Origin of the sequence: Paenibacillus brevis, from assembly GCF_018919145.1 — a bacterium.
GTDB classification, from domain to species: domain Bacteria; phylum Bacillota; class Bacilli; order Paenibacillales; family Paenibacillaceae; genus Fontibacillus; species Fontibacillus brevis.
The window spans coordinates 180581-201412 of sequence record NZ_JAHLQJ010000005.1 but is presented as its reverse complement, the minus strand read 5'-3'; the positions used below and the strand labels follow the sequence as shown (position 1 = coordinate 201412).

Here is a 20832-nt window from a genome sequence, read left to right as displayed (position 1 = left end):
ACCATTACTGACATTTCAAGACACGCTATACCCTTATATTATTAGGATGTGGGACATTGAATCAACACCAAATAGAACAAGGAGTGTGATTCCAGGAAATGAAGCTGAATCGCGAATGGGAGAACCCGCAAATTACGCAAGTGAACCGGACGCCCATGCACGAGCCTTATGGAGTATACGAATCTGTAGAACAAGCTCTTCAAGGGGATCGCAGCAGCTCTAAATACATGAAATACCTGAATGGCTCTTGGAAGTTTAAGCTCTACCCTTCTCCGGATCGGGTAACCGATGATTTCTATTGTCCGGAATATGACGTGTCCGGTTGGGATTCGATTTCCGTTCCGTCAAATTGGGAGCTGTCAGGCTATGGTACACCGGTATATACGAACATTTTGTATCCCTTTGGCAAGAAGGGGGAGAATTCCCGTCATGAAATTCGGCTCAAGAAGGATGAGTTCGTCCTGAATCCGCCCTTTGTTCCGGAGGATGGTAATCTTACCGGATGCTATGTCCGGGGCTTTGAACTGCCTGAGGACTTTATTGGCCGTGACGTCTTCATAGACTTCGGTGGCGTGGAATCTTGCTTCTATCTGTGGATTAACGGGAAATGGGCGGGTTTTTCGCAGGACAGCAAGCTTAATGCGGCCTTCGAAATTACGGATTACCTTCAACAGGGACAAAACCGGGTAGCCGTTCAGGTGATGCGCTTCGGAGCCGGTACGTATCTGGAGGATCAAGACTATTGGCATCTTTCCGGGATTTTTAGGGATGTATCGCTTTACGCCAAGCCGCGCATGCGCATCCAGGATTATAAGATCGAAACGCTTTTTTCGGGAAATTATGAGCAAGCTGAATTAGTTGTAAAGGTCTATCCTAACAACCAGGCGGACCGCTACGGGGAAGCATATGTGCGCCTTTCGCTTTACGACGCCGACTTTATGCTGGTTACGCAGTTTGAAACGCCGACATTCGGAGATTGTGGATTCTATCTGCAAGAGAAATACGTGGCGAAGGTCCAGCAGGCTGTTTCTAAGCCCCATTTATGGAGCGACGAGACGCCCTATCTTTATAAATTGGTGTTGGAGATGATCGACAAGGACGGTAACATCGTCGATATCGAGAGCGCAAATGTTGGCTTCCGCGAGGTCCAAATCGACGGTAACGGAATCCTTAAGATCAATGGCAAGCGCCTCCTGATTCGGGGCGTGAACCTGCATGCTTTTTGCCCGGAAACCGGGCGTACAGTGTCAACCGACTATATGCGAGAGCAAATCAAGCTGATGAAATCGCTGAATATCAATGCTGTCCGAACCAGTCACTATCCTCATGCAATCGAATGGTACGACCTCTGCGACGAGTTGGGCATCTATTTGGTGGACGAGACGAATCTCGAAACCCATGGGATCGGCGGCCAATTGAGCGAATCGCCGGTGTGGACTCATGCTTATATGGAGCGGGCGGCCCGAATGGTGCTTCGGGACAAGAATCATCCGTCGATTATTTTGTGGTCTCTCGGCAATGAATCAGGATATGGCGCCAATCATGCGGCCATGTACGGCTGGATCAAGGAATATGACAAGACCCGATATGTCCAGTATGAATCTGGAAATCCGCCGGCCAATGTCTCGGATATCATCGCGCCGATGTATCCTCCCAAGGATTGGATTCTGGATATCATGGCTAACAGCGAGGACTTGAGGCCCTTCATCATGTGTGAATACGCATACGCAAAGAGCAACAGCAACGGGAACTTTAAGGAATTCTGGGATCTCATTCATAAGTTTCCTCGCTTCCAGGGAGGATTCATTTGGGATTTCCAGGATAAAGCACTCGTTAAAACGGCTCAAGACGGCAGCATGAAATATGTCTATGGCGGAGCTTTTGGCGAAGAAATCGTGGACCCGGCGCTGGATATGTGTCTGAACGGCATTGTTTTCCCGGACTTGACGCCGAAGCCTGCAGCTTATGAAATCAGGAATGTGCATTCGCCGCTCCTGATTGATGATTTCGAGTCGCCATATGATCCTCAAGGCACAAAAAAGTATCGGCTATTCAATCATTACACGCATCGGGATCTTAGGCATCTGAATATCTGTTGGGAATTGGTATGCGACGGGACGGTTGTTGATGGCGGGAGCTTCCCTAAATTCAACACACCGCCCGGGGCAACAGAATGGATTGAACCGCCTTATGATTACTCCAAAGTGAACGGGGAAGCATTTCTTAATTTTTATGCGCTTCTGGACGAAGACATATTTTATGCAGATAGGGGCTCCCGTATTTATGCCTGCCAGTTCGAGATCAAGGATTCGGTCCGTCGTCTTCATACCGGAGAGATTGAGCAAGGCAGCTTGACCTGCGAGGAGACGGAGCAGCAAGTGCTGATTCACAATGAGCATCTGGAAGTTGCCTTCTCGAAAAGCACGGCAGAGTTCACCGTAGTGCGTTATAAGAATCAGAGTTACTTCACAGGCGGTGCCAATCAGTTTTACCGTCCACCTACAGGGATCGATGCCGGAATCCATCTGGAGTCCCCAAACTATGCAGATGAATGGAGAGGAATCGGGCTTCATCATCGGCAAAAAGACATCCAGCATATCCGGGTATATGCAGCATCCGCTTGCGTGACTATCGAGGTGCGCAGTCTTTACCATGGTTGCATTGAAACAATAACAAGCTATGCGGTGGGCGGAAAAGGGATCGAGATCACCAATACCGTGGTGAATAATGCCAAGGTCGATTCAATTCCGCGAATCGGTCTGAGTTTCGCATTTTCAGAGGGCTGGAATCAGATTCAATGGTATGGGCGCGGCCCATGGGAGAACTATACGGACCGCAAGACGTCAGCGCTGATCGGGCTTTATGAGAGCACGGTCGATCAGCAGTATGTTCCTTATATTCTTCCGGTGGAATGCGGCGGCATGGAAGACGTACGTTATTTATATGTATCCTCGTTAGATGGCCGGAAGGTTAAAGTAGCCGCGGCGGGTCATTTCCATTTTGATATTCACCGGCACAGCGTAGATCAGATTGACAGCGCGTCTTATGCGGAGGAGTTAGGCCTCTCCGATAGGGTGTACTTGAATCTCGATCACAAGCATGCCGGCCTGGGCGGAGATAACGGTTGGACCAAGACGATTCATGACGAATACAAAATTAAGAAAGGCATCTATACGTACAGCATGACACTGGAGTTTTTGTAGCAGGCCATGATTCATGTATTGAGCAGCTTTCTTTCATCGAGAAGAGGGTGTCTCAAAAGTAAAATTCAGTCATCCTTAATAACGAAATAGACTGATATTCATATAAACATATAGAAACCAAGGGGATTTCTCATGCTTAGTCCCCTTGGTTTCTTGCGTCCACCGCGGCTTTTTTGATTAAATTATGAGCGAGTGAAAGCCAACCGACCTCCAAACTTACTTTTGGCAAGCCTCGAAGCTTTTTAGTCACCCACATCAGTAATTTTAGTGACATTCTGCATTAAAATCGCCGCACGAGCCCTCCCATCGGCAATTATAGTGACATTCTGCATTAAAATCGCCGCACGAGCCCTCCCATCAGCAATTATAGTGACATTCTGCATTAAAATCGCCGCACGAGCCCTCGCATCAGCAATTATAGTGACATTCTGCATTAAAATTTTCGCCTCGCTCACAATCTAATAAAAGTAGAATTATATCCAATACCTGTCTCCTTATGCCTGCATATTACCGGATTTATAATATGTATGCGGTTACAAAAAACCGAAGATTCAATAAATAGGGGGAGGCAAAGTATGAAACGTATGAAAGGTATGAAACGTGTAATAGCCGGAATTTCAGCAATTCTCATGATGACATCGCTGCTTGCGGCGTGCGGAGACAACTCCAGCTCGTCCGGCTCGAATTCCACTCCAGCCCCATCGACGAACAACGCGGCCGAGACGCCGTCCAACACGAGCGGCGAGAAGGTTACCATTAATCTCTGGAGCTTTACAGACGAAATTCCGAACATGACGACAAAATATTTGGAAGTCCATCCGGAAGCGAATGTAGAGTTCAAGACTACGATCATTGCAACAACGGACGGTGCTTATCAACCGGCTCTTGACCAGGCGCTTGCTGCTGGCGGCAAGGATGCTCCGGACATTTACGCAGCTGAAGCCGCATTCGTCCTGAAGTATACCCAGGGCGATGCATCCGACTATGCCGCGAACTATGCGGACCTTGGTCTGGATGACCAAAAAGTGAAGGATGCAGGCATCGCACAGTATTCCGTGGATATCGGCAGCAAAGACGGTCAATTGAAAGGCCTCGGCTACCAGGCGACTGGCGGAGCCTTTATCTATCGCCGCTCGATTGCCCAGGATGTGTTCGGTACGGATGATCCTGCTACGATAAAGAGCGAAATTGGTCCAGGCTGGGAAAAGTTCTACGAAGCAGCCGCCATGCTGAAAGCCAAAGGCTACGGCATTGTATCCGGTGACGGCGATATCTGGCATGCCATCGAGAACAGTTCGGAGAAAGGCTGGATCGTTGACGGTAAGCTTCATATTGATCCGAAGCGCGAAGAGTTCCTTGATCTCTCCAAGAAGTTGAAGGATAACGGCTACCATAACGATACGCAAGACTGGACGGAAGCTTGGTATGCGGATATGTCCGGGTCGGGTGCCCAACCGATCTTCGGATTCTTCGGTCCGGCATGGCTGATTAACTATGTTATGAACGGTCAAGTAAAAGACACGGATGGTGACTGGGCTGTTACCGAGCCGCCGACAGGCTTCTTCTGGGGCGGTACCTGGCTTCTCGCCCATAAAGACGTAACGAAGGACGAAGCCAAGAAGCAGGCGGTTGCCGACTTCATCAACTGGGTAACGCTTGATTCCTCCGAGACTGGCCTTCAATACTTCTGGGCAAACGGAACGATGAAGGATGGCGAGCAAGGCACGAAGGACAGTGTTGCCTCCTCCGTGGTGATGAGCAATTCCAATGGTGAGGTTCCGCTGCTCGGCGGACAAAATATGTTCGATATTTTCGTACCGGCCAATGCGAACGCTTCCGGTAAGAACCTGACGCAATATGATGAGACGATCAACAGATTGTGGCGGGATCAGGTACGCGAGTACACCGCAGGCAACAAGAGCCGCGATGATGCGATTGCTACCTTCAAGCAGCAGGTCAAGGACCAGCTTGATATTGGCAGCGAATAATTAAGAATAGAAGGGGCGGGGGAGCAACCCCGCCTCTTCATATCAACAATTGGGGTGAGAGCATGCGCCGCAAAGGTGTGAACTACTCGAAGTACGGCTATATTTTTACCTTTCCGTTCGTCTTGGCATTTTTGATTTTTTCGTTATACCCAATCCTATATACCGCAGTCATCGGGTTTACCGATATGAAGGGACTTATTCCAAAGCCGATTCATATTCTGGATAACCCGTTTCAAAATTTCAAGGATCTTATCTTTGAAAATGCGTCCTTTAAAAAGTCCCTGTTAAACACGGGGCTCCTCTGGATCGTCAACTTCGTTCCTCAGATTACACTCGCGCTGCTGCTTACGGCATGGTTCACGAACAAGCGGCTAAATATCAGGGGGCAAGGCGCGTTCAAGGTACTGTTATATATGCCGAACATTATTACGGCCAGTACAATCGCCATTCTGTTCAGCACAATGTTCGCCTATCCGATGGGGCCAATCAACAGTTTAATTCAAATGCTGGGATTGTCTGACGGACCGATCTTCTTTCTCCAGGATAAGACGACCGCACGGGGAATCGTGGCGTTCATCCAATTCTGGATGTGGTATGGCAATACCATGATCATTCTTGTTGCAGGCGTGATGGGGATTAACCCGGCACTTTTCGAATCCGCGGCGATCGACGGAGCCAACGGATGGCAGACCTTCTTCCGGATTACATTGCCGAGTCTTCGCACGATCCTGCTGTTTACCCTGATTACGTCGATGATCGGCGGTCTGACCATGTTCGATATTCCGCAGCTGTTCCTTCTGGGCGGACCGGATGATGCCACATTGACAACGTCGATGTTCATCTACGGGCAAGCCTTCAAGGGAAGTTACCTGTACAACCGCGCAGCAGCGGCAAGTATGATCCTGTTCCTGATTGCTGCAGCGCTCTCTGCTGTTCTGTTCTACGTGATGCGGGACCGCGATGCGGCGAAAGTAAAGAAAGCGGAAAAACTATACAAAAAATCGCTTAAAGCAACAGCAGTCGAGAGAGAGGTGTAACACATGGATAAACAACTGAAAAGCGGAGGAGCCTTCGGCCTGAAATTCAGCCGGACGATCATCTATATCATCTGTATCCTGCTGTCGCTCCTCAGTATTCTCCCGTTCTGGATTATGTTCGTCAACGCTACGCGATCCACGGCAGAAATTCAAAGCGGTCTCTCCCTGCTGCCTTCGACTCATTTTATGAATAACCTTCAGGTGCTGCTTGATAAGAGCTTTGATCCGATTCAAGGCTTTATGAATTCTTTCGTTATCTCGGGTTCGGCAACCATTCTGACGGTATATTTCTCGTCACTGGCCGCTTACGGATTGGTGACCTATGACTGGAAGCTGCGCAAGCCGTTCTTTACGTTCATCATGTGCGTCATGATGATTCCTTCCCAGGCCAGCGCGATCGGCTTCTATCAATTCATGTACAAACTGGGCTGGACGAACAGCTTTCTTCCGCTGATCCTGCCCGCCATTGCGGCTCCGGCGGTTGTGTTCTTCATGCGGCAATACCTGTTGGCTACACTGTCATTGGAGATCGTGGAGGCATCCCGGGTGGACGGCTCCAGCGAGTTCAAGACGTTTAACCGGATCATTCTGCCATTGATGATGCCGGCGGTCGCAACGCAGGCGATCTTTGCCTTTGTAGCGAACTGGAACAACCTGTTCATGCCATTGATTCTCTTAACTCAGAAGGAAAAATATACCATGCCGATCATGGTAAGCTTGCTGCGCGGCGATATTTACAAGACAGAATTCGGCTCGATCTACATGGGGCTGGCCCTGACGGCCTTGCCGCTATTCGTGGTTTATTTCCTGCTGTCCCGGTATATTATCGCAGGCGTTGCGCTTGGGGGCGTTAAGGAGTAGCGACATTATTGTGAATAGCGCCGTACTGGCTTACTATAATGAACGACCCTTGCTAGGGGCTGCCTTGCGGCGGTCCCTTTTGCCTTGCGGCGGTCCCTTTTGCCTTGCCTGGAAATCCGGTCCATGGTCGTAGTAAAATATAGCGAACAGGAGTGATACCTATGAACAGTACGAAATGGTGGCAGACAGCCGTCATCTATCAGGTTTACCCCCGCAGCTTCCAGGACAGCGATGGCGACGGGATCGGTGATCTTCGGGGAATGATCAATCGTCTGGACTATCTGGAGCAGCTTGGCATTACGGCGATATGGCTCAGCCCGGTATACAGGTCTCCCAATGACGATAACGGCTATGACATTAGCGACTATAAGGATATTATGACCGAATTCGGAACGATGGCCGACATGGATGAGCTCATTGAGAAGGCCAAGCTTCGCAACATTCGAATCATTATGGATCTGGTTGTGAACCATACCTCGGATGAACATCCCTGGTTCATCGAAGCCCGTCAAGGGAAAGACAATCCTTACCGGGACTACTATATTTGGCGCGATCCGGTGAACGGCGGGGTTCCCAATTCGCTGCGCTCCACATTCAGCGGTCCGGCCTGGGAGTTCGATGAGGCAAGCGGCCAATATTATCTGCATCTATTCAGCCGCAGGCAGCCTGATCTGAACTGGGAGCACCCTAAAGTCCGGCAGGAAGTCTGGGACATGATGAATTTCTGGCTGGATAAAGGCGTTGGCGGCTTCCGCATGGACGTCATCGATCTGGTCGGCAAGATTCCCGATCAGGAGATTACGGGAAATGGGCCGAAGCTTCACGAATACCTTCAGGAGATGCATCGGGAGACCTTCGGCAAGCATGATGTCTTGACAGTGGGAGAGACCTGGGGAGCAACGCCGGAAGTGGCGAAGCTATACTCCAATCCGGACAGGAATGAGCTGTCGATGGTATTCCAGTTCGAGCATATCGGACTGGATCAGCAGGAAGGGAAGGACAAGTGGGATTTGAAGCCTTTGTCCGTCCATGAATTGAAGCAGGTACTGGCCAAGTGGCAGATCGAGCTGGGAAATGAAGGCTGGAACAGCCTGTTCTGGAATAACCATGATCTTCCGAGAATCGTATCCCGCTGGGGGGACGACGGCAAGTACCGGGTGGAGAGCGCGAAGATGTTTGCGATTTTGCTTCATTTGATGAAGGGGACGCCTTATATTTATCAGGGCGAAGAGATCGGAATGACGAATTATCCGATTGATGATATCAGCGAGGCGCAAGACATTGAGACGGTCAATATGTATCATGAGCGTCTTGCCCAGGGCTATGCCAAGGAAGACATTATCGCTTCGATTAATGCCAAGGGGAGAGATAATGCGCGAACTCCGATGCAGTGGGATGTGACGCCGAACGCTGGATTTACGACCGGACAGCCTTGGCTGCACGTGAATCCCAATTATGCGGAGATCAATGTAGAAGAGAGTCTTGCCGATCCCGATTCGGTCTTTCACTGCTACCGCAAACTGATTGAGCTGCGGAAAAATAACCCGATCGTGGTATGGGGTGAGTTTGAACTGGTGGAGGACGTTCCCGAGGAAATGTTTATGTACTTCCGCCGCTATAAAGACGAGACCTGGCTGGTTACCGCCAACTTTAGTCCCGCACCAGTTATGCTGGAAATGCCGGGGATCGGTCAGGTCAGCGAATTCATCATCGGCAACTATGCGAGAGATACCGTAGATTTCCAACAGCTGAAGTTGCAGCCTTATGAGGCGTTTGTAACGAAGCTTGCTTAAAAAAAGGAACCGGGCAATTCAGGAGAAAGTGCTGAATTGCCCGGTTTTTTAATCCGGCTTGTCATATAGAATTAACATTGTGGCAGTCACTTCTTGATGTAATCGGAGTATTTGTCGAGAAACTCCAGGGAATTCATATCATCTCTAAGGTGATGCCGCACCAGGGCGTCGATCTCTTCTGTATTTTTGTTCGCAATATACTCCAGCATGGATTGATGCTCGCCCCAAATCTGCAGCAGCTTCCCTCTTTCCAGCATGTGCAGCTTGCGGTAACGGACATAGTGCACGTTGGACTGCTGGATTAAATTCCATAGAAACTCGCGGCCCGCCACTTTGAATAAAGTGCGGTGAAACTGGTCATCCAGCGCAAGAAATAGGTCTGTAGCTTCTTCATCCTCAATCAGCAACCTCTGCTTGTCTAAAATTTCTTTTAATTCTCGGGTATCGTTCAGTGACAGTTTGGAGGTCAGGTCCTTCAGGATCTCTTTCTCCAGCGCGCTTCGCAAATAAATCATTTGCTCGACGGAATCCAGGTCTATGTGAGAGACGAAGTTCCCTTTCTTAGGATAGACATCGATATAGGACTCCAGGGATAGTTGCTTCAATACATCGCGCAAAGGCGTTCTTGATAATTGGAATTGATCAGCGAGTGTAGTTTCACTCAGGATAGTTCCAGGTTTTAACTTTAACGATAATATATCGGTCTTCAACAGCTTCATGATTTCTTCTTTCGTGTACATTCCATTCCTACTTTCGCATTAAATGAACTAACACTAGTATACAACTTGTTCGATAAGGGTCAAACCCTTTGTAAAGAAATTCACTTGATATATTAATTGAAATCGCCATTTTAAGCGGTTGACAAATGAATTTCCTTCCCTTATGATCAAGAAAAATCTTGTATACAAGATGTCGAGACTAATACTTGGAGGGCTCAGTTATGAATATGACTTGGAGATGGTATGGGGAAGGGAACGACAATATTACGTTGGATCATATCCGGCAAATTCCGGGTGTAATGGGTATCGTGTGGTCGTTGCATCACAAGGTCGCCGGAGAAGTGTGGGAAATGAAAGAAATTCAAAAGGTTGCTGATCAGATTACAAGCAAAGGCTTCAGTACGGCGGTTGTAGAGAGCGTGAATGTTCATGACGATATTAAAATCGGCCTTCCATCCCGTGATAAATACATCGATATCTATATCGATACCATCCGAAAATTAGCTAAAGTAGGCGTAAAGGTCATTTGTTATAATTTCATGCCTGTGTTCGACTGGACAAGAACCGAGCTGTACAAGGAGCTGCCGGACGGGTCTAATGCTCTGTTTTATGAAAAGGCTGCCATTGTTGACGACCCCCGCAGTATGGTCGATAAAATCCTCAAGGGGGCGGGCAATTTCACCATGCCTGGCTGGGAGCCGGAGCGGCTGGAGAAGCTGGACGACCTGTTTGCAGCCTATGCAGATGTATCGGAAGAGAAGCTGTTTGATAATCTGAAGTATTTTCTGGAGCGTATCATTCCTGTCTGTGAAGAAGTGGATATCAAGATGGCGATTCATCCTGACGACCCGGCCTGGCCGATCTTCGGCTTGCCGCGGATCATCCGCAGTCGGGACACCATTCGGCGCTTACTTGACATGGTTGATAGTCCGTATAATGGGCTGACCTTCTGCACGGGTTCACTAGGCACAAATCCGGAGAATGATTTGCCGGCCATGATTCGGGAGTTCCATGACCGTATCTATTTTGCTCATATCCGTAATGTCAAGGTGTTCGAGAACGGGGACTTCATTGAGGTGTCTCATCGCGGACAAGACGGAAGTGTGGATGTGGCTGAGGTTGTTAAGGCCTACCACGAGAATGGATTCCGGGGATATGTGCGTCCGGATCACGGCAGACATTTATGGGGCGAAGAGAAGAATTGCCGGCCGGGATATGGCCTGTATGACCGGGCCATGGGAATTATGTATCTGCTTGGTGTCTGGGACAGTCTGGAAAATGTAAAAGGAGTGAAGTGAATGCTGCAGCTTAATCGTAAGGGGATCGCGGATGAGGCAGCATGGGCGGCTGCCGGAGTCGGATTGCCGCAATTTGATTTGGACGTCGTTGCAAAGAATACACAAGTCAATCCGCAGTGGGTGCATTTTGGAGCAGGCAACATTTTTCGCGGCTTTGTGGCCAACGCCCATCAGAAGCTGCTTAACGCCGGAAAGGCAAATACGGGTATCATGGCGGCAGAGACCTTCGATTTCGAAATGATCGACAAGGTCTATAAGCCTTATGATAACCTGACATTACTGGTCCTGATGAATGCAAAAGGAGAGTTTAGAAAGAATGTAGTCGGGAGTATTGTAGAGGGGCTTGCCGTGGGAAAGGAACGTCCGGAGGATTATCGCCGCCTGATTGAGGCGTTCGAGAATCCAAGTCTGCAAATGGCCAGCTTCACAATTACGGAGAAGGGCTACTCCCTGACTGGACCGGATGGCAAATACACGGGTATTGTGGAGAAGGATTTAGTGACTGGTCCTGAAGGGCCGATCCATGTCATGAGCATTGTCACTTCGCTGGCTTACCGCCGTTATCTCAAAGGGCAATACCCGATGACCTTCGTAAGTATGGACAACTGTTCCCATAATGGTGACAAGCTGAGGGACAGTGTGCTTGCTGTCGCCAAGGCCTGGGCTGCCAAGGGCCTGGTGGAAGAAGGCTTCGTGCCTTATTTGGAGAATGAACGAAAAATTACATTCCCGCTGTCCATGATCGACAAGATTACACCACGGCCCTCCGAACAGGTCCAATCGGCACTGAAGGAGGCAGGCTTGTCCGGGATGGAGCTTATCGTCACGTCCAAGCATACGTACACCGCTCCGTTTGTGAATGCAGAGATCAGCGAATATTTGGTCATCGAGGACAAGTTTACAAACGGGCGTCCGGCCTTGGAAGAGGCGGGAATCATTTTCACCGATCGGGACACCGTTAACAAGATCGAGACGATGAAAGTTACTACATGCCTCAATCCTCTGCATACCGCACTTGCCGTTACGGGCTGCCTGCTAGGCTATACGTTGATTGCGGATGAGATGAGAGACCCCGTGCTGCGGCGGTTTGTTGAAATCATCGGCTACGAGGAAGGGCTGCCGGTCGTGGTAGACCCCGGTATCATTAATCCAAAGGCATTTCTTGATGAGGTATTGCAAGAGCGGTTCGCGAATCCGTATATTCCGGATACGCCCCAGCGGATTGCCACGGACACCTCGCAAAAGGTAGGCATCCGCTTCGGGGAGACCCTCAAAGCTTATGTGCGAAGAGCAGACCTGGACCCTGCCGGATTAACGGCTATTCCGCTGGCGATTGCTGCCTGGTGCCGTTATTTGCTCGGGGTGGATGATGAGGGGCAGCCGTTTGCGCTTAGTCCGGATCCTCTGCTTGAATCTCTGCAAGATCATTTGCACGGCGTTCGGCTGGGAGATGCGCATGCGCCAGGGGTTCGTCATATTCTGGAAGATGCCCGGCTATTCGGTGTGCAATTATATGAGATTGGCCTTGGCGGGAAGATTGAGGCAATGTTCCATGAGATGCTGTCAGGCCCTGGGGCCGTACGGGGCACATTGGAAAAGTATGTGATTTAACGGCTTCATCTAAATTGAATTGATGATTGTGTGTGATGAAGCAACGTGTGAATCGAATATAGCTGTGACCGCAAATGCTGCGGATAGCTGAGGGTGTCCCAAAATCCATCGTCGATGGGGGGACACCCTTTTCACTAGGATCAAATCTCGCGATACAGCACCTCCATCCCCTTCCTTAACTCCTCCTCCGAGCTGTAGGCGAAGGATAGCCGAAGATGGTGGGCATCCTGTGCCCCGTAAATATAACCGGGATGAATAAGCACCTTCTTTTTCAGAAGCCGCATGAACAGTTCCTTCGTAATGACAGGTTGATGAAATCTCAACCAGATGTAGAATCCTCCCTGCGGACTTTCCCAGGAAGCCCTGCTATCAAAATATTGCTTTAGCAAATGCTCCATAAGTTCTGCACGCGACTGCAGCTCAGCTCTTAATTGCCGAACATGATTTTCATATAAGCCGGTGCGCAGCCAGTGCTCGACAACGAGCTGGGAAAGGGCGCTCGAGCCGTAGTCCATCTGCATTTTAATATCCGAGATTCGCTGAATGACCGGTGCCGAGGCGATAACCCATCCGATCCGAAGCCCGGGGCTTAGGGTCTTGGACACACTGCCGATGTAGATCACCTGCCCGGATTGGTCGAGGGATTTTATAGCGGGGGCTGCGGGACCGAAGCTCAACTCGCAATAGACGTCATCCTCGATGACGGGCAGCTTTTCCGCTTCGCATAGCTGGTATAAGGTGTTTTTATCCTCCCATGTCATGCATTCGCCTGTGGGATTATGGAGGGTTGGAATGGTATAAAGGATGGCTTGTCTGCGTCTGCGAATCCCCCGGATATGCTCGGCCGTATATTGATCTGCCGAAAGCCCGTGCAGATTCATGCCGAAGGATTGAAAGGGGCGCACGGAATTCAAATAAGAATATTCGTGTTGAAGGACGAGCGATCCGGGTTCCAGCAGGCCGAGCGCAATCAACTGCAAGGCTTGAAGTCCTCCAGAGACAACGCAAATATTTTCGGGCGCGGTAGTGATCCCTCTCTTTTTCACATAGTCACAGATGGCTTGTCTCAAAGTTTCGCTGCCTTGAGGAGAGGAATATCCGAGCATCTTTCCGTCCAGGGGCAGTGAGCCGAGGGATGCTTGAAGCTCGTTAACCGGGAGCAGGGAAGGACTCAACTCGCCTGTTCCTAATCGAATTATGGAAGCGTCCTGCTCGAATTCGTTGATCAGCTGGATGGTCTGATAATTGGATTTATGAATGCTTGCTTCAATATATTGCTGCCAATTCGGCAGCTTTTGCTTAACGAGAAGATACCAGGAATCATTGGCAACAAAGGTAGCCGATCCTGTCCGGGAACTCAGCAATCCGTCCGCCTTCAACTCGTCGATTGCTTCTTGAAGCGTGCTGCGATTGACGCCTAGCGATAGCGCAAGCTTACGCTGCGGAGGCAGCTTGGTTCCAGCCGGCCATTCCCCGCTTTGAATTTTTTCGATCATCCAATCCTTGATTTGCGCAGTTAAGCTTAGGGGCAGCGAGCGGTCAGGCTGCCAGTTCATAGCGATCCCTCCTTGCATAATTGGTTGGATATTTACCCATCCAATTGGACCTGTTCTCTAGTTATACCATGACTATGATAGAGAAGGAAGGAGTTGAGAGAATGGAACCGGTAGTCCATGGACTGATTTTAGCGCTAGGACTGATTTTACCTTTAGGTGTACAAAATGTGTTTGTATTCTCGCAAGGCATCACGCAACCCAGACTGATCAAGGCATTCCCGGCAATGATCGCCGCAGCGGTCTGCGATACGGTATTAATTGTCCTGTCTGTAACGGGACTATCCCTTGTAGTGACGCAGTTTGAGTGGCTCAGGCTTATGCTGCTTATTGGCGGAATTATATTTCTGCTTTATATGGGGACAATGATTTGGAGTTCAACTGCGGTGACTAGTCTGGATAATAAAGAGGCGCTGCCGCTGAAGAAGCAGATTCTATTCGCCTGCTCCGTCTCGATCTTGAATCCGCATGCGCTGCTGGATACGATTGGCGTCATCGGAACAAGTGCAGTCCAATACAGCGGCCAGGCCCAAGTGTCCTTTATGCTGGCATGCATAACCGTCTCTTGGCTCTGGTTTTTTGGACTCATTGTAACGGGGGCTGCGTTCAAGAAGATGAATCTCCCTTACAGCATGTTTGTGCTGTTCAACAAGTGCTCTGCCGTCTTTATCTGGGGAACGGCGCTATACTTGCTGGTATCGCTGTGGACATCTCTCTCCCTATAGGCACCTCCCTAATTGCTGACGCATATTGTAAGGTGACAGTATTCAGGGAAGAATCGGGAAAGGAAGTGGGTTTGTGACTGCAAGAGAATTGAGATATTTTGCTGGCGGGAATACGGCACGGGGCTTCTACTCTTTGTTTGAATCCAATCTGAAGGATCTCCAGCGGTTATTTATTTTGAAGGGAGGTCCCGGAACCGGGAAGTCCACGCTGATGAAGAGCATTGGCAAGGAATGGCATGAGCGGGGCTATGATGTTGAGCTGATTCACTGCTCCTCCGACGCCGAATCTCTTGACGCAGTGATCATTCCGGCATTAGGAGTCGGCGTTGTGGACGGTACGGCGCCTCATGTGATTGAGCCGAAGGCCCCGGGAGCTGTTGAAGAGTATGTGAATCTCGGAGAAGCATGGGATTCCCGCGCTTTGATCGGCCAGAAGGAAGAGATTCTTCTGATCAATCAACAAGTTGCCGATGCCTATGCATCTGCTTACAGCAAGTTCGCCGAGGCACTCCGAATTCATGACCAATGGGAGCAGATTTATTATGCCCAGATGGATTTTGAGCAGGCGGATCAATTGACCCATCGCATGCTGGTACAATTGTTTGGAGATCATCGGCTTGAGAAGAGCCCGATCGTCAAGCATCGGTTTCTGGGGGCGGCTACGCCTGCCGGGGCGGTTGACTTCGTACCGAATCTGACGGAAGGATTAGCGCACCGTTACTTTATAAAAGGCCGGGCAGGCACTGGCAAATCGACCATGCTGAAGAAGATTGCAGCGGAGGCGGAGAGCCGCGGCTTTGACGTTGAAATCTATCATTGCGGATTTGATCCGAACAGCCTGGATATGGTCATTGTCCGCGAACTGAATTTCACGATTTTTGACAGCACCAGTCCGCATGAATACTTTCCGGAGCGGGAAGGAGACGAGATCATTGATACTTATGCTGCCAGCGTGAAGCCGGGAACGGATGAACGTTATGCTGGGCAGCTTGCGGAAGTGGGCTCCCAGTATAAAGCAAGCATGAAGGATGCTATAAGTCATCTTGCGGAAGCGAAGCGGTACCGCGACGAGTTGGAGGGGATTTACGTGTCCGCGATGGACTTCTCCAAAGTCGATCTGCTGGGCAATAGACTCCGGGACGAATTGGCGGCTTGGGCTGACAGGTTGCCTTCCTGAGACTTCTTTCTTTGAGCTTTTCGTTCCGTCCGGATTCTGATATGTTGAAGAAGACATGTTAGAGATAAAGGAGGCCGACTATGCTTAACGCAGTGGTGCATATCGCAGTTCCAACCGCTTTCAACCAGGATGAATCGTTAAATGTGGGGGCAACACTCGCGCATATCCATGATTTACGTCGTCAAGGTGCTCAGTCTGTGCTTGTTAGCGGCTCGACAGGAGAACAGCATAGTATGAATCTTGAAGAAAAGCTGATGCTGCTTCAAGCTGTGACGGAGGACCAGAAGCTGTGTGATCACATGGAGATCATATTCGGGGTCGCCTCCATTCGGGAGACCGAAGCTGTGAAGCTGGCAGCAGCGATCCGAGGTACAGGAGTGGCTGGAATTCTATTAGGATACCCGCCCTATATTCTTCCTTCTCAAGCAGAAGCGGTGCGATATTCGGAAAAGATTGCGGAAGCAAGCAATAAGCCGGTGATCCTCTATAATAATCCCAGAAGAACCGGATTTGATCTGTCGGTGGATGCTATTTTGCAATTAAGCCGCTTAGAACAGGTAATTGGAATAAAAGAAGCAGGCGATCCGTCGAAGGTCGAGCTTTTACGAAGCAGGATCGATAAGGCGTTTTACTATTATGCCGGTGGGGATACGGGCTTGGAGGACAAGGTCAAGCTTGGATTTAATCGTCTGTCCTCTATGGCGGGTAATTTATATCCTGTTGAAATAACAAATTGGTTCGGAAAGCTGCTTTCCGGCGAGCCCGTTTCCCAGGCTGAGAGGGAGCGAATGAGCAGGCAGATTGATGAGGTCTTCTCGGGGACTCCGCTCCTTTATTTGAAGGCGGCAATCCAATCCAAGGGCATCTTCATGGGGATTTGCCGAAGCCCGCTAGGCAACAGTATCGACAACTGCCTCTAAAAACCTGAGTACCGGACTTCGAGCCTGCTATCCTTTTAGGGGACAGCGGGCTTGTCTGTGTTACGGCTGCGTTTATAATAGAATCATTAGATTGAAGCAAGTAAATGTGGCCGGGAGATGATGGCAGTGGAACTGCAAGTCGCAATGGACAAGATCTTGGATAGTCTGAAAAAGGATCCAAACGTAGAGGCGGTGTTTCTGAGAGGCTCCATAGCCCGGGACGAGCATGATGCCTATTCAGATATCGATATGTATTGCGCGGTTAGGGATGTGCCTTCCTTTTTGCCGTCACGGATAAATCATCTGGAGGCTTATCAGCCACTGATCTTTGTGGATGATATCTATATTATCGCCCCGCAAATTCTGGGTGTATTCGAGAATATGGTACATATTGATCTGTTCACCGTTACCTTCGATGAGATCAGCAAGAAAGATGCCATCAAGATTCTATATGATCCGCTTAACCGGCTGAGCGGACTGCAGATGGACACGAGCTTGACGCTCCGAGAGGAAGATTTCCAAGCCGATGTCGATGATACGGTATGGTTTATTTATCAGTACAAGCTGAGTGCGAAACGGCAAAATGATATCTGGTGCGTGCATCTTCTCCATCAAGTTCTTACGCACTTCTCTAAGGTGCTGCTGCACCGCTATGTGCCGGAACAGGCTAATTTGGGGATGAAAACACTACAGGACAGCCTGCCGCGGGTCATCTTGGAGGAGCTCAAGCCGGTGATGAATCGGTTAACTATAGAGGATCATTCTACTGCTGCGGACCAACTGATGGATATGATTGATGCTGAAAGTGAATGGATGTTTGCGAAGGCGATGGGCCGCGGCAAGATCGAGCCTTTATGGCTGCGGCTCAGGAAGAAAGCCTAAGCTTTTGTATAGAATTTTGAGGAGGGAGAGATAGTATTGCATTCACAGTTGACCGGTTATGGTCTTTCGAAAAAAGGGGCTGTCGAGGATTATCCGTTTGGTCCCGAAACGGTTGTATTGAAGGTTGGCGGTAAAATGTTTGCGCTGCTGAGTCGGACCGTTGAGGGAGAGACCCGAATATCCTTAAAATGCGATCCAGTCATTGCCGCGAATTTGCGGGAGCAGCATCCTTGCGTTCAGCCGGGATATCATTTAAACAAGACACACTGGAATACCGTAGCAGTGGATGGGAGTCTTCCTATGAGCGATCTGCAGGACATGATCGATCACTCTTATGAGCTGGTGCTTAACTCACTCACAAGAGCAGCGCGAGAGGCTATCTTGCTTCGTATCGACGGTAAATGAGGAGATTACGGTAAACGGATCAAGGTAAGATCGAGTATATGCTTCAAAGGGACTTTCATAATGAGAAAAACAGGCAGCGTTCTTACCAAGAGAACGGCTGCCTGCTTCGTGTATAAAATATATTATCGATTCTCGATGATATCTCTTCTTCGATAGAATGCAGCGCCTGCAAGGCAGATTCCTGCCGCCAGCACCGCCGTAATCAGCGGCGGTCCCCAATGTAAGGATTCAACCGGCAATTTCGGTACATGGTTGAAGACGGTCAGCTTCTTCATCCACTCCGGAAGCTGCAAGAGGCCCCCCATATAATCAACAATAAAGCAATAAACCAGATAGAGCCAGCCGATTCCGGTCCATCTAGGCAGGGCGCCCACGAGCAGACTGCCGATACTAAGCATGAATAAGAGTGCGGGAACATAAGCCAATGCGGCCAGCAGAATCGTTCCGAGATCGATCGGAGTTTCCATGACGGCTGCCTGGGCAAGATACAGCCCAAGCGCGGAGGCGAACATAGAGACGATTCCTATCCCGGCTCCGATGGCAATATAAGTGAAATACATGCGTTTCCGGGACACCGCTGCAGCATAAATGGCATCCATGCGCCCCTTCTTTTCTTCTCCCCTCAACTGGAATATGGCGGTGAGTACCGGAATTGTGCCCGCTACGGCAAGGATCACCATCAATACGCTCATAAACTGCTCCGTAAGCGTATAGGTACTGTCCTTGGGGAGCATCAGCTCCAGTGACTCATTGCCCTCAAAGAAGCTGTCCAGATCTCCGAATACCGAGCCGTAAGTGATCCCGATAACGAACAAGGCGATGATCCAGCTGATCAGCGTTGCCTTCAGAAGACGAAGCGCCAGACCGTGCGGGGAGAGAAGGGATGGCTTGGCATGGGCCCGGCCTCCGCGCTGCGGAAGAAATCCGGCGCCCAGATCGCGCAAGTGGTTCAGCCGGAAAGCTGCACTCAGTATTCCCCCGCAATAGAGAAGCCCGATGAGCGCCGGTAACCAGCTGTTTTTTACGTAAGGCTCGGTCAGATAGCCCCAGGCTAGTGGTGATAGCCAGGAAAATTCAGGCGCGCTGACATCGGTGACGGCTCGGAGCATATAGTTGGCACCCAAGAAGGCGAGCGATAGACTGATAGCCCCCCGGCTGGAAGCAGCCAGCTGTGCGAAGAGTGCGGAAGAAGCTGCGAAAGCGATTCCGACGACACCAAGAGAAACGCCATAGAGCATGGATCCGGCTACGGACATGGATTCAAGCCCGAGGGCTCCAAGTCCGATGCCGTGAATCAGAGCCAAGAGGCCATTGGCAAGAAGCATCTCCATAAATGTTGCGCTCAGGACTGCCAATTTGCCGACTGGCATGGATCTCAGCATTTCCAGGCGGCCTTCTTCTTCATCGCCTCGGGTATGCCCTGTCACGAGCATTATATTCATCACGGCGACGGCCAGAGCGGTAAATAACAGCATCTCATGGCTGAACATCGCTCCGATCGAATAATGGTCCAGAGCCCCGCTAGGGCCGATGATGGCGATCATCGCGGGATTGCGCATCGTCTCGGCGATCGCCTGCCGCTCGGCTGACGTAGGAAATAAGCCGGGAAGGCTATAACCGACGGCAATGGAGAATAAGGAGATCCCGGCAATCCAGAGCATGAGCTTGAGCCAGTCTTGCCGAAGCTGGAAGCGAAGGAGCCGCATGCTTGAGGCAAAGAGCTTAGGCATGGGATGCACCTTGCCTTCCGCCTTGCTTCTCATAATGTCGCATGAACAGATCCTCCAGTGTCGGCGGCATGCTCTCCAGCTTCATAACTCCGAGGCCTGTTAAATACTCCAACACTACGCCGACCTGTTCGGAATCGACCTGGAATACCGCCTTGCGTTCAGTCTGCTCAAGATCGTGCACACCGGGAAATGTAGATAGACGGTCAGCCGGAATGCGGGTTTCCACCTGAAAGAGGCTGCGGGTCAAATGGCGCAATTCTTCCAAAGTTCCGGTCTCGATAATCTCTCCCTCGCGGATGATGGCTACGCGATCGCACAGGCGCTCCACCTCGGACAGAATGTGGCTCGATAATAGAACGCTTTTGCCCTTGGCTTTGATCTCCTCCACACATTCCTGGAATACCCGTTCCATTAAAGGATCAAGTCCGGAAGTCGGTTCATCCAGAATGAACAAATCCGCGTCGGAAGCAAATGCTGCAATGAGGGCAACCTTTTGGCGGTTGCCCTTGGAGTAGGTCCGGCTCTTCTTGGACGGATCAAGCTCGAACCGACCTATCAGTTCGTCCCGGCGGGCAACATCTCCGCTGCCTTGCAGCTTTATAAAGAGATCGATAATTTCGCCTCCGGTCAGGTTAGGCCAGAGGTTTACATCGCCGGGGACATAAGCAATACGGCGATGGATCTCGACGGCGCGGCTCCATACATCCTCTCCGAATATTTTTGCCGTGCCGGATGAAGGCTTCAGGATCCCAAGCAATAGACGGATTGTCGTCGATTTTCCCGCTCCGTTAGGTCCGATGAAGCCCAGCACTTCACCTGCCCGAATATCCAAGTTGACATTTTTCAAAGCTGAGAAAGTGCCAAATCTCTTCGACAAACCACGGATCGTAACAATTGTATCCATCCGATTCCCTCCTAAATTTTGAACCC

Annotated in this window: 17 protein-coding genes; 12 read left to right on the top strand and 5 right to left on the bottom strand. The window is 50.1% G+C overall.

From position 1 onward, the window contains the following. Positions 1-98 precede the first annotated feature (98 nt). Positions 99-3203: a glycoside hydrolase family 2 TIM barrel-domain containing protein gene (locus tag KQJ23_RS07695; protein WP_216478271.1), complete on the top strand. Its 3105-nt coding sequence runs from the start codon at positions 99-101 to the stop codon at positions 3201-3203. A gap of 242 nt (positions 3204-3445) precedes the next feature. On the opposite strand, the gene KQJ23_RS07690 is transcribed toward KQJ23_RS07695, so the two are convergent. Next, positions 3446-3658 carry a hypothetical protein gene (locus tag KQJ23_RS07690; RefSeq protein ID WP_216478270.1) on the bottom strand — a complete coding sequence of 71 codons (213 nt, stop codon included), beginning with the start codon at positions 3656-3658 and terminating at the stop codon, positions 3446-3448. A gap of 120 nt (positions 3659-3778) precedes the next feature. Here KQJ23_RS07690 and KQJ23_RS07685 point away from each other — a divergent pair, with 120 nt between their 5' ends. From KQJ23_RS07685 to KQJ23_RS07670, 4 genes are all read left to right on the top strand, one after another. Beyond that, on the top strand, positions 3779-5191 hold the full coding sequence (locus tag KQJ23_RS07685; protein ID WP_249529588.1) for an ABC transporter substrate-binding protein: 1413 nt from the start codon (positions 3779-3781) through the stop codon (positions 5189-5191). A gap of 62 nt (positions 5192-5253) precedes the next feature. Next, positions 5254-6228, top strand: coding sequence for a carbohydrate ABC transporter permease (locus KQJ23_RS07680; RefSeq protein ID WP_216478269.1), 975 nt, complete (start codon positions 5254-5256; stop codon positions 6226-6228). Between the two features lie 3 nt (positions 6229-6231). Next, entirely contained in the window at positions 6232-7089 is an 858-nt protein-coding gene (locus KQJ23_RS07675) for a carbohydrate ABC transporter permease (RefSeq protein WP_216478268.1), read from the top strand. Between the two features lie 161 nt (positions 7090-7250). After that, positions 7251-8882: a glycoside hydrolase family 13 protein gene (locus KQJ23_RS07670; RefSeq protein ID WP_216478267.1), complete on the top strand. Its 1632-nt coding sequence runs from the start codon at positions 7251-7253 to the stop codon at positions 8880-8882. 86 nt (positions 8883-8968) lie between these two features. Here the strand turns inward: KQJ23_RS07670 and KQJ23_RS07665 are convergent, their stop codons facing one another. Further along, positions 8969-9622, bottom strand: coding sequence for a GntR family transcriptional regulator (locus KQJ23_RS07665; protein WP_216478266.1), 654 nt, complete (start codon positions 9620-9622; stop codon positions 8969-8971). A gap of 200 nt (positions 9623-9822) precedes the next feature. On the opposite strand from KQJ23_RS07665, the gene uxuA reads away from it, so the two are divergent. Continuing rightward, a complete protein-coding gene (gene uxuA, locus KQJ23_RS07660) occupies positions 9823-10899 on the top strand; it encodes a mannonate dehydratase (RefSeq protein WP_216478265.1) in 1077 nt (358 codons plus the stop codon). Next, positions 10900-12510, top strand: coding sequence for a mannitol dehydrogenase family protein (locus tag KQJ23_RS07655; RefSeq protein WP_216478264.1), 1611 nt, complete (start codon positions 10900-10902; stop codon positions 12508-12510). A gap of 140 nt (positions 12511-12650) precedes the next feature. Here KQJ23_RS07655 and KQJ23_RS07650 read toward each other — a convergent pair whose 3' ends face one another. Then, a complete protein-coding gene (locus KQJ23_RS07650) occupies positions 12651-14066 on the bottom strand; it encodes an aminotransferase-like domain-containing protein (protein WP_216478263.1) in 1416 nt (471 codons plus the stop codon). Positions 14067-14167: 101 nt separating this feature from the next. Here KQJ23_RS07650 and KQJ23_RS07645 point away from each other — a divergent pair, with 101 nt between their 5' ends. From KQJ23_RS07645 to KQJ23_RS07625, 5 genes are all read left to right on the top strand, one after another. Continuing rightward, positions 14168-14788, top strand: coding sequence for a LysE/ArgO family amino acid transporter (locus KQJ23_RS07645; RefSeq protein ID WP_216478262.1), 621 nt, complete (start codon positions 14168-14170; stop codon positions 14786-14788). Between the two features lie 73 nt (positions 14789-14861). Continuing rightward, the gene (locus tag KQJ23_RS07640) at positions 14862-15965 is read left to right on the top strand and encodes a PRK06851 family protein (RefSeq protein WP_216478261.1); all 1104 of its coding nucleotides are present in this window, start codon (positions 14862-14864) and stop codon (positions 15963-15965) included. Positions 15966-16045: 80 nt separating this feature from the next. Beyond that, the gene (locus KQJ23_RS07635; protein WP_216478260.1) at positions 16046-16885 is read left to right on the top strand and encodes a dihydrodipicolinate synthase family protein; all 840 of its coding nucleotides are present in this window, start codon (positions 16046-16048) and stop codon (positions 16883-16885) included. Positions 16886-17011: 126 nt separating this feature from the next. Next, positions 17012-17767, top strand: a complete 756-nt coding sequence (locus KQJ23_RS07630; protein WP_216478259.1) for an aminoglycoside 6-adenylyltransferase — start codon at positions 17012-17014, stop codon at positions 17765-17767. A gap of 36 nt (positions 17768-17803) precedes the next feature. Further along, on the top strand, positions 17804-18172 hold the full coding sequence (locus tag KQJ23_RS07625) for an MmcQ/YjbR family DNA-binding protein (RefSeq protein ID WP_216478258.1): 369 nt from the start codon (positions 17804-17806) through the stop codon (positions 18170-18172). 122 nt (positions 18173-18294) lie between these two features. Here KQJ23_RS07625 and KQJ23_RS07620 read toward each other — a convergent pair whose 3' ends face one another. Together KQJ23_RS07620 and KQJ23_RS07615 are read right to left on the bottom strand one after the other, a co-directional pair. After that, the gene (locus KQJ23_RS07620) at positions 18295-19902 is read right to left on the bottom strand and encodes an ABC transporter permease (protein ID WP_216478257.1); all 1608 of its coding nucleotides are present in this window, start codon (positions 19900-19902) and stop codon (positions 18295-18297) included. Continuing rightward, positions 19895-20806, bottom strand: coding sequence for an ABC transporter ATP-binding protein (locus KQJ23_RS07615; RefSeq protein WP_216478256.1), 912 nt, complete (start codon positions 20804-20806; stop codon positions 19895-19897). The genes KQJ23_RS07620 and KQJ23_RS07615 overlap by 8 nt, the downstream gene beginning before the upstream one ends. Positions 20807-20832 lie beyond the last annotated feature (26 nt).

Bases quoted from the DNA above. Each gene is read 5' to 3' on its own strand.
- KQJ23_RS07695 (WP_216478271.1), top strand. From the start codon at position 99: ATGAAGCTGAATCGCGAATGGGAGAACCCGCAAATTACGCAAGTGAAC.
- KQJ23_RS07685 (WP_249529588.1), top strand. From the start codon at position 3,779: ATGAAACGTATGAAAGGTATGAAACGTGTAATAGCCGGAATTTCAGCA.
- KQJ23_RS07680 (WP_216478269.1), top strand. From the start codon at position 5,254: ATGCGCCGCAAAGGTGTGAACTACTCGAAGTACGGCTATATTTTTACC.
- KQJ23_RS07675 (WP_216478268.1), top strand. From the start codon at position 6,232: ATGGATAAACAACTGAAAAGCGGAGGAGCCTTCGGCCTGAAATTCAGC.
- KQJ23_RS07670 (WP_216478267.1), top strand. From the start codon at position 7,251: ATGAACAGTACGAAATGGTGGCAGACAGCCGTCATCTATCAGGTTTAC.
- KQJ23_RS07665 (WP_216478266.1), bottom strand. From the start codon at position 9,622: ATGTACACGAAAGAAGAAATCATGAAGCTGTTGAAGACCGATATATTA.
- uxuA (WP_216478265.1), top strand. From the start codon at position 9,823: ATGAATATGACTTGGAGATGGTATGGGGAAGGGAACGACAATATTACG.
- KQJ23_RS07655 (WP_216478264.1), top strand. From the start codon at position 10,900: ATGCTGCAGCTTAATCGTAAGGGGATCGCGGATGAGGCAGCATGGGCG.
- KQJ23_RS07650 (WP_216478263.1), bottom strand. From the start codon at position 14,066: ATGAACTGGCAGCCTGACCGCTCGCTGCCCCTAAGCTTAACTGCGCAA.
- KQJ23_RS07645 (WP_216478262.1), top strand. From the start codon at position 14,168: ATGGAACCGGTAGTCCATGGACTGATTTTAGCGCTAGGACTGATTTTA.
- KQJ23_RS07635 (WP_216478260.1), top strand. From the start codon at position 16,046: ATGCTTAACGCAGTGGTGCATATCGCAGTTCCAACCGCTTTCAACCAG.
- KQJ23_RS07620 (WP_216478257.1), bottom strand. From the start codon at position 19,902: ATGCCTAAGCTCTTTGCCTCAAGCATGCGGCTCCTTCGCTTCCAGCTT.
- KQJ23_RS07615 (WP_216478256.1), bottom strand. From the start codon at position 20,806: ATGGATACAATTGTTACGATCCGTGGTTTGTCGAAGAGATTTGGCACT.